This window comes from Methyloversatilis universalis EHg5 (assembly GCF_000378945.1).
GTDB classification, from domain to species: domain Bacteria; phylum Pseudomonadota; class Gammaproteobacteria; order Burkholderiales; family Rhodocyclaceae; genus Methyloversatilis; species Methyloversatilis universalis_A.
This window is the reverse complement of the sequence record NZ_KB900539.1, coordinates 2,842,155-2,855,189: the sequence shown is the minus strand read 5'-3', so window position 1 is coordinate 2,855,189 and position 13,035 is coordinate 2,842,155. Positions and strand designations below refer to the sequence as shown.

The 13,035-nt window shown below is 65.7% G+C and carries 14 protein-coding genes and 1 tRNA gene; 10 read left to right on the top strand and 5 right to left on the bottom strand.

The window, feature by feature from the left end:
* Positions 1–25 precede the first annotated feature (25 nt).
* From pheS to rpoS, 9 genes are all read left to right on the top strand, one after another.
* Positions 26–1,057 carry a phenylalanine--tRNA ligase subunit alpha gene (gene pheS, locus METUNV2_RS0113135; protein ID WP_018229928.1) on the top strand — a complete coding sequence of 344 codons (1,032 nt, stop codon included), beginning with the start codon at positions 26–28 and terminating at the stop codon, positions 1,055–1,057.
* 12 nt (positions 1,058–1,069) lie between these two features.
* On the top strand, positions 1,070–3,439 hold the full coding sequence (gene pheT / locus METUNV2_RS0113130; RefSeq protein WP_018229927.1) for a phenylalanine--tRNA ligase subunit beta: 2,370 nt from the start codon (positions 1,070–1,072) through the stop codon (positions 3,437–3,439).
* 33 nt (positions 3,440–3,472) lie between these two features.
* Positions 3,473–3,781 (top strand): integration host factor subunit alpha, encoded by a 309-nt coding sequence (locus METUNV2_RS0113125; RefSeq protein WP_008062640.1) that lies wholly within the window; start codon positions 3,473–3,475, stop codon positions 3,779–3,781.
* Entirely contained in the window at positions 3,765–4,133 is a 369-nt protein-coding gene (locus tag METUNV2_RS0113120) for a MerR family transcriptional regulator (RefSeq protein ID WP_018229926.1), read from the top strand. The genes METUNV2_RS0113125 and METUNV2_RS0113120 overlap by 17 nt, the downstream gene beginning before the upstream one ends.
* 67 nt (positions 4,134–4,200) lie before the next feature.
* Positions 4,201–4,277, top strand: a tRNA-Pro gene (locus METUNV2_RS0113115).
* Positions 4,278–4,561: 284 nt separating this feature from the next.
* Complete coding sequence (gene surE / locus METUNV2_RS0113110; RefSeq protein ID WP_018229925.1) at positions 4,562–5,305, top strand: 5'/3'-nucleotidase SurE; 744 nt, start codon at positions 4,562–4,564, stop codon at positions 5,303–5,305.
* Positions 5,302–5,958 (top strand): protein-L-isoaspartate(D-aspartate) O-methyltransferase, encoded by a 657-nt coding sequence (locus METUNV2_RS0113105; protein WP_018229924.1) that lies wholly within the window; start codon positions 5,302–5,304, stop codon positions 5,956–5,958. The genes surE and METUNV2_RS0113105 overlap by 4 nt, the downstream gene beginning before the upstream one ends.
* Positions 5,955–6,953 (top strand): peptidoglycan DD-metalloendopeptidase family protein, encoded by a 999-nt coding sequence (locus tag METUNV2_RS0113100; RefSeq protein WP_018229923.1) that lies wholly within the window; start codon positions 5,955–5,957, stop codon positions 6,951–6,953. The genes METUNV2_RS0113105 and METUNV2_RS0113100 overlap by 4 nt, the downstream gene beginning before the upstream one ends.
* 5 nt (positions 6,954–6,958) lie before the next feature.
* Positions 6,959–7,912, top strand: coding sequence for an RNA polymerase sigma factor RpoS (gene rpoS / locus METUNV2_RS0113095; protein WP_018229922.1), 954 nt, complete (start codon positions 6,959–6,961; stop codon positions 7,910–7,912).
* Between the two features lie 234 nt (positions 7,913–8,146).
* Here rpoS and fliR read toward each other — a convergent pair whose 3' ends face one another.
* From fliR to METUNV2_RS0113070, 5 genes are all read right to left on the bottom strand, one after another.
* Complete coding sequence (gene fliR / locus METUNV2_RS0113090; RefSeq protein ID WP_018229921.1) at positions 8,147–8,920, bottom strand: flagellar biosynthetic protein FliR; 774 nt, start codon at positions 8,918–8,920, stop codon at positions 8,147–8,149.
* An 11-nt stretch (positions 8,921–8,931) separates the two neighbouring features.
* Positions 8,932–9,201, bottom strand: a complete 270-nt coding sequence (gene fliQ / locus METUNV2_RS0113085) for a flagellar biosynthesis protein FliQ (protein WP_018229920.1) — start codon at positions 9,199–9,201, stop codon at positions 8,932–8,934.
* Between the two features lie 13 nt (positions 9,202–9,214).
* Positions 9,215–9,943 carry a flagellar type III secretion system pore protein FliP gene (gene fliP / locus METUNV2_RS0113080; protein ID WP_051081975.1) on the bottom strand — a complete coding sequence of 243 codons (729 nt, stop codon included), beginning with the start codon at positions 9,941–9,943 and terminating at the stop codon, positions 9,215–9,217.
* Between the two features lie 23 nt (positions 9,944–9,966).
* A complete protein-coding gene (fliO, locus tag METUNV2_RS0113075) occupies positions 9,967–10,389 on the bottom strand; it encodes a flagellar biosynthetic protein FliO (RefSeq protein WP_018229918.1) in 423 nt (140 codons plus the stop codon).
* A gap of 118 nt (positions 10,390–10,507) precedes the next feature.
* Positions 10,508–10,699: a YqaE/Pmp3 family membrane protein gene (locus METUNV2_RS0113070; RefSeq protein ID WP_018229917.1), complete on the bottom strand. Its 192-nt coding sequence runs from the start codon at positions 10,697–10,699 to the stop codon at positions 10,508–10,510.
* Between the two features lie 127 nt (positions 10,700–10,826).
* On the opposite strand from METUNV2_RS0113070, the gene METUNV2_RS0113065 reads away from it, so the two are divergent.
* Positions 10,827–13,031 carry a RelA/SpoT family protein gene (locus METUNV2_RS0113065; protein ID WP_018229916.1) on the top strand — a complete coding sequence of 735 codons (2,205 nt, stop codon included), beginning with the start codon at positions 10,827–10,829 and terminating at the stop codon, positions 13,029–13,031.
* The last annotated feature ends 4 nt before the right edge of the window (positions 13,032–13,035 follow it).

Here is a 13,035-nt window from a genome sequence, read left to right as displayed (position 1 = left end):
TCCTGAATTCAGTGGGTAGACGTCGATGAGTGATCTGGAAGCCCTTGTTTCGCAAGCTGAATCCGATTTTTCTGCCGCGGCCGACGCCGCTTCGCTTGAACAGGCGAAGGCGCGTTATCTGGGCAAATCCGGAAGCCTGACCGAACAGCTCAAGGGGCTGGGCAAGCTGGACCCCGAAGCGCGCAAGGAAGCAGGCGCGGCGATCAATGTGGTCAAGCAGAAAGTCGAGGCGGCGCTGGAAGCGCGTCGTGAGGCACTGCGCCGTGCAGCGCTGGAGGCGCGGCTGGCGGAAGAGGCGCTGGACGTGACCCTGCCCGGACGCGGTCAGCTGCGGGGCGGTCTGCATCCGGTGTCGCGCACCCTGGAACGCATCGAACTGCTGTTCCGCGGTATCGGTTTCGACGTGGCCGACGGCCCGGAAATCGAAACCGACTTCCACAATTTCACCGCACTGAACACGCCGGAGAACCATCCGGCCCGTTCGATGCACGACACCTTCTATCTGGAAGGGGCCAGCGACGTCATGCTGCGCACCCATACCAGCCCGATTCAGGTGCGTTACATGCAGGCGCATGTCGCGCGCCACGGCGGTGCCGATGGGATGCCGGAAATCCGCATCATCGCGCCCGGCCGCGTGTATCGCGTCGATTCCGATGCCACCCATTCGCCGATGTTCCATCAGGTCGAAGGCCTGTGGGTCGGTGAATCGGTCAGTTTCGCCGACCTGAAGGGTGTGGTGAGCGACTTCCTGCACCGCTTCTTCGAAACCGATCAGCTGGACGTGCGTTTCCGCCCGTCCTTCTTCCCCTTCACCGAGCCGTCGGCCGAAATCGATGTCGCCTTCATGAGCGGACCGCTGGCCGGCCGCTGGCTGGAAATTGCCGGCTGCGGCATGGTGCATCCGAACGTGCTGGGCCACTGCGGCATCGACGCCGAGCGCTACACCGGCTTCGCCTTCGGCTTCGGGCCGGACCGCCTGACCATGCTGCGCTACGGCATCAACGACCTGCGCCTGTTCTATGACGGCGATGTGCGCTTCCTGAGCCAGTTCAGCTGAGGGTTCTCCGACATGCAATTTTCCGAAAAGTGGTTGCGCAGCTTCGTCGATCCGGCGATCGACACCGCTGCCCTGTCTCATCTGCTGACCATGGCCGGCCTCGAAGTCGAGGAGCTCGAGCCGGCAGCGGCCGCCTTCAACGGCGTGGTGGTGGCCGAAGTGCTGGCGGTTGCGCCGCATCCGGATGCTGACCGTCTGCGCGTGTGCCAGGTGAATGCCGGCGGCGAGCCGCTGCAGATCGTGTGCGGTGCGCCGAACGTGGCTGCCGGCATGAAGGTGCCGTGCGCCACCGTGGGCGCGAAGCTGCCGGGCATCGACATCAAGCGTGCCAAGCTGCGCGGCGTAGAGAGCAGCGGCATGCTGTGTTCGGCGCGCGAACTGGGCATTTCCGACGAAGCGTCCGGTCTGCTCGCGCTGCCGGCCGATGCGCCGGTCGGCACCAGCATCCGCGACTATCTCGATCTTGACGACAGCGTGTTCGTCATCAAGCTCACGCCCAACCGCGCGGACTGTTTCGGCATGACCGGCATCGCGCGTGAAGTGTCCGCGCTGACCGGCGCGCCGGTCTGTCTGCCGGAAGTCAAGGCGGCACCGGTGAGCATCGCCGACCGCCTGACGGTGAACATCGCGGACGCGGACCTGTGCGGCCGCTTTTCCGGTCGCGTCATCCGCAATGTGAATGCGCGCGCCGCGACGCCGGACTGGATGAAGCGCCGGCTCGAACGCGCCGGCATGCGTTCGCTGTCTGTGCTGGTCGATATTTCCAACTACGTCATGCTGGAAATGAACCGGCCCAATCACGTGTTCGATCTTGATCGCGTGCAGGGCGGGCTCACCGTGCGCTGGGCGCAGCCGGGTGAAACACTGAAGCTGCTGAACGACCAGACCATAGAACTGACCGCGGACTGCGGCGTGATCGCGGACGACGCCGGTGTCGAAAGCTTCGCCGGCATCATGGGCGGCGCGTCGACCTCCTGCACCGACGACACCCGCAACGTGTACGTTGAAGCCGCTTTCTGGCATCCGGATGCGATCCAGGGGCGTGCCCGCCGTTACGCTTTCTCCAGCGAAGCGGCCCACCGCTTCGAGCGTGGCGTTGATTTTGCCGACACCGTGGCCGGTGTCGAGCGCGTCACCCAGCTCATCCTTGAACTGTGCGGCGGCGAAGCCGGTCCGGTCGATGACCAGACCACGCAGCTGCCGGCACGCACGCCGGTGCGCCTGCGTCCGGCACGCGCCACCCGCGTGCTTGGCGTGAAGTTCAGTGACGACCAGATCGCCACGCTGCTCGGCCGGCTCGGGCTCGCCTTCGAGCGGGATGGCGGCGATTTCGTGGTGCAGCCGCCGAGCTGGCGTTTCGATATCGAGATCGAAGTCGATCTGATCGAGGAACTGGCCCGTCTGCACGGCTACGACAATATTCCGACCGTGCCGCCGACCGGTCGCCTGGCCATGCCCGAGCTGCCGGAAGCGCGTCGTGGCGCGTTCGCGCTGCGCCATCTGCTGGCCGGTCGCGACTATCAGGAAGTGATCAACTTCGCCTTCGTCGAGAAGGCGTGGGAGCACGACTTTGCCGGCAACAATGCGCCGGTGGTGCTGGCCAATCCGATTGCCAGCCAGATGTCGGTCATGCGCTCGTCGCTGATCGGCGGCCTGGTGGACAACGTCGCGACCAACCGCCGTCGTCAGATCGACCGCGTGCGCGTGTTCGAGATCGGTCGCTGCTTCGCAAATGATGCCGACGCGCGTCCGGTGGCCGGCTACGCGCAGACGCTGCGTATCGCCGCGCTCGCCTGGGGCGGCGTACACACCGAACAGTGGGGTTCGCCCACCCGCGCGGTCGATTTCTTCGATGTGAAGGCCGATGTCGAAGCGCTGCTCTGGCCGCGCCAGGCGACCTTCGCGGTGGCCGTACATCCAGCGTTGCACCCGGGTCGTTCGGCGTCGATCCGTCTGGACGGCGCAGTGATCGGCCACATCGGCGAGCTGCATCCGGAACTGGTGCAGCGTTACGAACTCGGCAGCGCACCGGTGCTGTTCGAACTGGATGTCGAGCCGCTGCTCGACCGCACCATGCCCAGCCACCGCACCCAGTCGCGTCAGCCTTCGGTGCGTCGCGACATCGCGCTGCTGCTGCCGCGTGCGACCTCGGCACAGGCCGTCATGGACGGTCTGAAGGCCAAGGCGCCGGCCATCGTGCAGGACATCGCGCTGTTCGATCTGTATCAGGGCAAGGGTATTGCAGAGTCGGAAAAGAGCTTTGCTTTCCGTATACTTATGCAAGATACTGAACGTACTTTGGCGGACGCGGAAGTCGACGCCGCCGTGCAGGAACTGGTGAACCACGCACAGCGTGAATTCGGCGCAAGGCTGCGTGCCTGAGGCGGCGGGGCGAAGGGAGCAAGAGGAAGCCGCATGACCACACTGACCAAGGCCGAACTGGCGGAGATGCTGTTCGAACAGGTAGGACTGAACAAGCGCGAAGCCAAAGATATGGTCGAAGCGTTCTTTGATGAAATCCGCGATGCGCTCGAAAGCGGCGACGGCGTGAAGCTGTCGGGATTCGGCAATTTCCAGCTGCGTGACAAGCCGCAGCGCCCGGGGCGCAACCCCAAGACCGGCGAGGAAATCCCGATCACCGCTCGGCGTGTCGTTACTTTCCATGCCAGTCAGAAACTGAAGTCGGCAGTCGAGGGCATCGCCTACGATGGAAACGACGAATAAGGAACCGCAGGCGCTGCCTGCGATTCCTGCCAAGCGCTATTTCACGATCGGCGAAGTGAGCGAGCTGTGCGGCGTGAAGCCGCACGTGCTGCGCTACTGGGAGCAGGAATTCACCCAGCTCAAGCCGGTGAAGCGGCGTGGCAACCGGCGCTACTACCAGCACCACGAAGTGCTGCTGGTGCGGCGCATCCGCCAGCTGCTGTACGAAGAAGGTTTCACCATCAGCGGTGCGCGCAACCGGCTGGACGATAACGACCCCCGTTCCGGTGCGCCGGAACAGTCGCCTGAGCCGGCCATCGATGTTGCGGCGCTGCGCAGCGAACTGCAGGAGCTGCTCGATCTGCTGGGCTGACGCATCTGCATTTTTCATGCCGAGATGAGCTCAAGCGCTTCAGCGCTGTTATACTTGTTGGCTGAGTCGGGGCGTAGCGCAGCCTGGTAGCGCACTTGCATGGGGTGCAAGGGGTCGCGAGTTCGAATCCCGCCGCCCCGACCAATTAAATCAAGCACTTAGGCCACTTTTCGAAGTGGCCTTTTTCTTTTCCGCGCGACTTTTGCGCGACTTCTGCGTGATCCCGTGCGGCCTGCATCCTGCACGCCGACGGCGTGCTGCAAGCCGGCTGCAAGGCGCGCCTGTGCTATATTCCAGCGCTGTTCAGGCGCCTCGGGCGCCGGTCGTGACGGCGTCGCAGCAGATGCCGGAACGGTCATCTTCCGGCCCCTCGCCGGGGTTTCTGTCCGGTCAGCGATGACCGGTCGCACACTTCATCGCACCTTTCCATGCGCATCCTGTTGTCCAATGACGACGGCTATTTCGCTCCCGGCCTCGAAGCGCTCGCACGCGCGCTCGGCGAAGTGGGCGAAGTCACCGTGGTCGCGCCTGAAGCCGACCGCAGCGGCGCCAGCAATTCGCTTACGCTGGACCGTCCGCTCATCCTGCGCCGTGCGCGCAACGGTTTCTACTACGTGAATGGCACGCCGTCCGACTGCGTGCATCTGGCCGTGACCGGCATGCTCGATCACCTGCCGGACATCGTGGTGTCCGGCATCAACGACGGCGCCAACATGGGCGACGACACCATCTATTCCGGCACGGTGGCGGCTGCGACCGAAGGCTATCTGCTCGGCGTTCCGGCCATCGCGATGTCGATGACCCGCAAGGGCAGTGCGCATTACGACACCGCGGCGCGCATCGCACGCGATCTGGTGAAGCGGCTGACCGAGCGTCCCTTCGCGGCGCCGGTGCTGCTCAACGTGAACGTGCCTGACCTGTCTACCGAAGAACTGAAGGGTACGCAGATCACTCGCCTTGGCCGCCGTCACAAGGCCGAGCCGGTGGTGCGCACGATCAACCCGCGCAACGAAACGGTGTACTGGGTAGGCGCCGCCGGTGCCGCGCAGGACGCGGGTGAGGGCACCGATTTCAACGCCACCGCAAACGGTTATGTGTCGATTACGCCGCTGCAGATCGATCTGACCCATGTGGCCCAGATGGGGCAGATCCGGGACTGGCTGGGCGCATGATTTCGGCGGACGCGAGCCTCGCGCTGACCCGCGCCCGTGCGCGCATGGTGGATCGCCTGCGAGCGTCGGGCATCCGCGACGAGGGCGTACTGGCAGCCATGCAGGCCATTCCGCGCCATCAGTTCGTCGAAGAGGCATTGCGCAGCAGGGCCTATGAAGATACTGCGCTGCCGCTCGGCTACCAGCAGACCATCTCCCAGCCCTTCATCGTTGCGCGGATGATCGAACTTCTGCGTGCTGGCGGGCGTCAGTTGGGGAAGACGCTGGAGGTGGGCGCCGGCTGCGGCTATCAGGCCGCCGTGCTGTCCAAGCTGGCGAAAGACGTGTACGCGGTCGAGCGCATCGCGCCGCTGCTTGAACTGGCCAAGCGCAATCTGCGGCCGTTGCGCCTGCCGAACGTGCGGCTGAAACATGCCGATGGCACGGTGGGTCTGGCTGCCGAAGCGCCCTTCGATACAATCATCGTCGCTGCGGCGGCTAATACGGTGCCTATGCCCTTGCTGGAACAACTGGCCGAGGGTGGCCGTCTGATCCTTCCGGTGGGTGCCGGAGACCAGACCTTGCGCATGATCGAACATCAGCCGCAGCACCGCTTTGTCGAATCAAAACTGGATGCGGTGCGCTTCGTACCGCTCCTGCCGGGGGTTGAATGAAAAGAACGCTGTGTGCGCTGTCCGTCGTGAGCCTGCTGCTGGCCGCCTGCGCCGGCACGCGACCGGCTCCGGTCGAGGACCGCACGACCGCGGGTACGCCGCCGTCTTCCGCTGCCACGCCGCCCGCTGTTACCGGCACGCCCGCCGCACCGGCGGCGCGCAGCGGCTTTCACATCGTGTCCAAGGGCGAAACGCTGTACGGCATTGCGCTGGAATACGGTCAGGACTGGCGCGATCTGGTGGCCTGGAACAAGCTCGACAATCCCAACCTGATCCGCATCGGCCAGGAACTGCGCGTTTCGCCGCCGGAAGGCACGGTGGAAACCCGCCCGGTCCTCGGTGCAGGCGCGGTTGAGTCAAGACCGCTGGACGCCCCGGCTGCGCCAGCGCAGCAGCCGGCCCAGGCTGCGCCGCCGGATGCAGCGAACAGCGCCCAGCTGAAGCGTGAGCCGCGCGGTGGCGTCGAAGCCTATTCGGAAGCTGCGCTCGCGCGGCTGAAGGGCGCACCGGTGGTGGCGGCTCCGGCTACGCCCACGCCCCCCGCGCCGGCTCCGGCCGCCACGGCAGCACCCGCACCGACCGTGCCTGCCGCCGGCGCGCCGGACGCGACCCGCTCCGAAGAGGGGCTGGACTGGAGCTGGCCGGCACAGGGCCGCATCATCGGCCGCTTCGGCGAAGGATCGAACAAGGGCGTCGATGTCGGCGGCAAGACCGGAGACCCGGTGCTGGCGGCCGCAGGCGGCCGTGTCGTATATGCCGGTGAAGCGATGCGCGGCTATGGCAAACTGGTCATCATCAAGCATGACAACACGTATCTGTCCGCCTACGCGCACAACAGCAAAATCCTGGTTCAGGAACGCGACAGCGTGAAGCGCGGACAAAAGATAGCCGAACTCGGTGATACCGACACCGAGGCCGGAAAGCCCAGGCTGCATTTCGAGATACGACGCCAGGGCAAACCCGTTGATCCGCTGAAGTACCTGCCGCCGAGATAGACGCCATGTCCGACCTGTCGCTGCCAGAGGATGCCGAACCCGTCGAACCGATCGAGGACGACGCGGCCATCAGCGACATCGACACGCCGGACGCGACGGCCGAAACGGTCGAACCTGCGGAAGCCGAATTTCTCGGCGATGCGACCCAGCTCTATCTGAACGAGATCGGCGCCAATCCGTTGCTGACGCCGGACGAGGAATTGGCGCTGTCACGGCGCGTACGTCTGGGTGACTTCGAAGCGCGTCAGACCATGATCGAGCGCAACCTGCGCCTGGTCGTAAACATCGCCAAGCATTACCTGAACCGCGGCATGCCGCTGCTCGATCTGGTCGAGGAGGGCAATCTCGGCCTGATCCACGCGCTCGAGAAATTCGATCCGGAGCGCGGCTTCCGCTTCTCGACCTACGCCACCTGGTGGATACGCCAGAACATCGAGCGCGCCATCATGAACCAGTCGCGCACGATACGGCTGCCGGTGCACGTGGTGAAGGAACTGAACCAGGTGCTGCGCACGATGCGCAATCTGGAGTCGAAAAGCGGCGGCGACTGCTGCGCCGAGGACATCGCGCAGGTGCTGGACAAGCCGGTCGAGGACGTGCGCCACATCCTTTCGCTGAACGAGCACACCGCCTCGCTCGACGCGCCACTGGACATCGATCCGTCGCTGTCCATCGGCGAATCGCTGGCCGACGACGATCAGGAAGGGCCGGACGTGCAGATCCAGAACGCGGAGATCGGCTCGCTGGTGCAGACCTGGATAGGGCAGCTCGGCGAGAAGCAGCGTACGGTGATCGAATACCGCTACGGCATCAATGGCAGCGAAATTTCCACACTGGAAGAACTGGCTGAACGGCTGGGCCTGACCCGCGAACGGGTGCGCCAGATCCAGCTTGAGGCACTTGCCCAGTTGCGCAAGATACTGCGCAGGGCGGGGGTGTCGCGGGATGTGCTGCTTTAGAGGGTGAGGGCAGGGCGCGGACGGCGGGTTGTCTGCGCGGATCGACCTTCTGGCTGTGCCCGCGCCGATCTGTCACTCGCGAAACGCCTGCTTTGCACAGCCGGCCGGTTCAGGGGGCCGCGAGCAAGGAATCTGCCTTCTGAGGATGCCCGCGCCGATCCGCCACCCCAGGGCTGGCTTTGCACAGCCAGCCCGTTCAGCGGGCGCGAAGCGGTGCTTCGCGAAACCCCCGCCTCACCCCATTGCAAGTTGTGCGAGGGTGCGGAGGCCGTAGTCGAACAGGCGCTCCAGCGACGGTGCGATGAAGGGCAGTGACAGCATCAGCATGACGAAACCGGCGATCAGCGTGACCGGAAAGCCGATCGCGAACAGGTTCAGTGCCGGCGCGGCGCGGGTGAGTACGGCCAGCGCGATGTTCACTACCAGCAGTGCCGCGATCACCGGCAGCGCAAGCATGACGCCCGCGGAGAACACGGTGCCACCCCAGCGCGCGATCGCCGCCCAGCCATTGGCCGGAAACAGGTCGGCGCCGATCGGCCACCACTCGAAACTGTTGCCCAGCACCGCCAGCATCATCAGGTGGCCGTTGATCGACAGGAAAATGAGCATCGCGAGCAGGCCGAGGAATTCTGAAATCACCGGCGACTGGGCGGCGTTGTCCGGGTCGTAGAACATGGCGAAGCCCAGGCCCATCTGAAGGCCGATCAGTTCGCCTGCCAGATCGATGGCGGTGAACACGATGCGCATCGAAAAGCCGAGTGCGATGCCGATCAGCATCTGCTGCACCAGTGCCAGCAGGCCGGGCCAGGAACCGACGATCAGACCGGGCGGTGGCAGCGCCGGAATCAGCGCCAGCGTCATGGCCGCACCCAGACCGAGCCGGATGCGGGCAGGAAAGGCGCGGTTGTTAAAGACCGGTGAGGCCGCAACCAGCCCCAGCACCCGTACCAGCGGGAACAGGAAGGCGGCCATCCACAGGTCGAGCTGGGCGGCGCTCAGCGAAATCACGCCGGGCAGCCCTATCCGATCAGCGACGGAATGGAGGAATAGAGCCGGCGGATGTACTCGGTCATCAGCGTGATCATCCACGGGCCGCCGACGATGATGACCACGAATACCGCGATCAGCTTCGGAATGAACGAAAGCGTCATTTCGTTCACCTGGGTCGCGGCCTGGAAGATGCTCACGAGGAGGCCGGTCACCAGTGCGGCGCCCAGCATCGGGGCGGACACGATGAGCAGCACTTCGACCGCGTCCCGGCCGATGTCGACGACAGTGGTCGGTGTCATGTCAGGGATTCCTTCAGTTCTGTCCGAAGCTCGCCACCAGCGTGCCGAGCAGCAGGTTCCAGCCGTCGACCAGCACGAACAGCATGAGCTTGAACGGCAACGACACGATGACCGGCGACATCATCATCATGCCCATGGACATGAGCACCGACGCCACCACCATGTCGATGATGATGAAGGGGATGAATACGATGAAGCCGATCTGGAAAGCGGTCTTCAGTTCCGACGTGACATAGGCCGGCACCACCACGCGCATCGGCAGTTCGTCCTGGCTGTTCACCTTCGGCGTGTTCGACAGCCGCATGAAAAGCTCCACGTCCGGCTCGCGCACCTGCTTCAGCATGAAGGCCTTCAGCGGCTTGCTGCCGACGTCCAGCGCCTGTTCGAAGCTCATGCGGTTCTCGCTGAGCGGCACATAGGCCTGGGTGTAGATCTGTTCGCCCACCGGCGCCATGATGAAAAAGGTGAGAAACATCGCCAGCCCGATCAGCACCTGGTTGGGCGGGCTGCTCTGGGTGCCCAGCGCCTGCCGCATCAGCGACAGCACGATGATGATGCGGGTGAAGCTGGTCATCATCAGCAGCACCGCCGGCAGGAAGGACAGGCTGGTCAGCAGCAGCAGGGTCTGGATGGACAGCGACCAGTTGGTGCCGCCACCCGGGGCCGGGGTGCTGGTCAGCATCGGCATGGCCTGGGCCAGCGCGTCGCCGCCGGCCATCATCAGCGGTGCGAGCAGCAACATCCTGCGCAGGGCGGTACCGCGCGTCACGGGCGACCGCCTTTCAGCCGCGCCAGCACGCTGGCGAAATCCGGCGCCGAGGCCTGCGGGCCTTCCGGCAGCTCGCCGCGCGGCAGCGTGGCGATGCCGGTGACCGATCCGGGCGCCACGCCCACCACCAGCCAGTGCTCGCCCACTTCCAGCAGCAGTACCCGCTCGCGCGAACCGACCGCGATGCCGCCCACCGTGCGGATCGGTGCCGGCCCGGCCAGCTTGCTGCCTGACAGCCGGCGCAGCAGCCACATTGCACCGAGCAGCACTGCCAGCACCAGGCCGAGCGCGCCCAGCATCTGCACCACCGCGGCCGCGCCGCTGACCGGTGCGGCCGCAGCGGCAGGTTCAGCGGCCTGCAGCGGCAGGGCAACGAGCGCAAGCAGAATCGACGCAGAAAGGGGTGATACGGATTTCATGGTGCCAGCGTAGCGCGCGCGAGGCGGAAATCAGGCCGGGAATAGGCCGGATAAAGGACCGGATTTCCGGCCGCAGCGTCGGCCGCCGCCGGTCGGATCGTGCGGAACGCGGTCGGTGTCAGCGGCGGCTGAGTGCTTCTTCGATCTTCTTTTCGGTCTTGTACTGGCTCAACGCATAGACCGCCCACAGCGCGGCCGGCAGCCAGCCGATCAGTGTGAGCTGAAGGATGAGGCAGATGATGCCGACAAACGGACGGCCTATCGTGAAGAACACCGTGAAGGGCAGGAAGATGGCGAGCAGCAGACGCATGAAGGGCTCCTGTCGGATGGCGTGCCTGCGACGGTACAAGATTCGGATGGCAAGTTGAAGCCCGCCAGCCGGCCGTCATGTTGCTGCGCCGCAAGCGGGGCCCGGGCGAATACGGGATAATCGCGTCATGGTTTCAGTTGTGCACTCCCTCTCCAGCGCCGACGCGGCGCGTACCACCCTCGAATTGCTGACCGACGGTCTGGGCGACGCGGAAGCCGAACTGCTGCGCGCGGCGCACGACCGCGTCATGCCGCTGTACGCCGAGCGCGTGCTTGGCACCAGCGAACCGATCGGCGAACACGTGCTCGGCCAGGCGCTGATCTGCGCGTCGCTGCGCCTCGACCTGGAAACCCGGCTGGCGGCGCTGCTGTTCCCGCTGCACGAAGTGCAGGACGACGCCGGCGAGCAGATCGCCGCCGCCTATGGCCCGGCGGTGGCTGAGCTGGTGACCGGCCTGCAGCGGCTGGACAATCTGCGCCTGATCACCCGGGCGCACGCATCGCAGCAGGTCGCGGGTCAGGACAGCGGCGGCAATCAGGCCGAAGTGCTGCGCAAGATGGTGCTCGCCATGGTGGCCGACGTGCGCGTGGTCATGCTGCGGCTGGCTTCCCGGGTGCAGACCCTGCGCTGGCTCACCGCCCATCCGAACGACGAACGCCTGCAGCTTGCGCGTGAGTCGCTCGACATCTACGCGCCGCTGGCCAACCGGCTCGGCGTGTGGCAGCTGAAGTGGGAGCTGGAGGACCTGTCCTTCCGCTTCCTCGAGCCGGACACCTACAAGCGCATCGCCAAGCAGCTGGACGAAAAGCGGGTCGAGCGCGAAGCCTTCATCGCCGAATCGATGGCGCGGCTCAAGGCCGAACTGCAGGCGGCCGGCATCCAGGCCGACATCCAGGGCCGGCCGAAGCACATCTACAGCATCTGGAACAAGATGCGGGCCAAGAAGCTCGAATTTTCAGAGGTGTACGACGTGCGCGCGCTGCGCGTGCTGGTCGAGTCGGTGCGCGACTGCTACGGCGCGCTCGGCGTGGTGCACCAGCTCTGGCATCCGCTGCCGCGCGAGTTCGACGACTACATCGCCCAGCCCAAGGGCAACAACTACCAGTCGCTGCACACCGCGGTGATCGCGCCGGACGGCCGTTCGCTGGAGGTGCAGATACGCACCCGTGACATGCACCGCCACGCCGAAATGGGCGTGGCTGCGCACTGGCGCTACAAGGAAGGGTCCGGTCAGGACAAGGACTACGACGACAAGATCGCCTGGCTGCGCCAGCTGCTGTCCTGGCGCGACGAAATCGCCGATCACTCGGAGTGGGTGGAACAGTTCAAGCGCGCTGCGCTGGACGACACCATCTATGTGCTCACGCCCCAGGGTAAGGTGATCGATCTGCCGGCCGGCTCCACTCCGGTCGATTTCGCCTACCGGCTGCACACCGATCTCGGCCACCGCTGCCGCGGCGCCCGGGTCAATGGCCAGCTGGTGCCGCTGAACACGCCGCTGGACAACGGCCAGCGGGTGGAAATCATCGCCGCCAAGCAGGGCGGGCCGTCGCGCGACTGGCTGGTGCCGCAGCAGGGCTATATCTCCACCCACGGCGCCCGCCAGAAGGTGCGCCGCTGGTTCGCCCAGATCGAGGAAGGCGAGACGCTGGCGCAGGGCCGTGCCTGGCTCGCCCGCGAACTGGCGCGCGAGGGCGCCACCCAGACCAGTCTGGAAGAGCTGTCGCACAAGCTGGGCTACAACAGCGTGGATGCGATGCACATCGCCTGCGCGCACGGCGAGGTCGGGCCGCGTGCCATCCACGTCGCGCTGAAGGGCGAGGAGCCGCCGCCGGACGAACCGGAAATCAAGCCGCGGGCGCCGCGTGCCACCGGCGAGCGCGGCGTGCTGGTGGAAGGCGTGGGCAAGCTGCTCACCCAGCTCGGCCGCTGCTGCAAGCCGGCGCCGCCGGACCCGATCTCCGGCTTTGTCACCCGCGGCCGCGGCGTGGCCATCCACCGCAGCGACTGCCCGAACTACATCAATATGGTGGCGCGCAACCCGGAGCGGGTGATCGATGCGCAGTGGGGCGAGGTGGCTGGCCGCGACCCGGACGCGCGCTTCGCCGCCGACATCCATGTCGAAGCGCACGACCGCCAGGGCCTGCTGCGCGACATTTCCGAAGTGCTGTCGCGCGAGAAGATCAACGTGACCGCGGTCAGCACGCAATCGAAGGCTGGCATGGCACGCATGAACTTCACGGTGGAAATCGCCGGCGTCGGCCAGATCAACAAGGTGCTGGGCCTGGTCCGCGAGGTCGACGGCGTGGTCGAAACGCGGCGCGGCTACTGAGCCG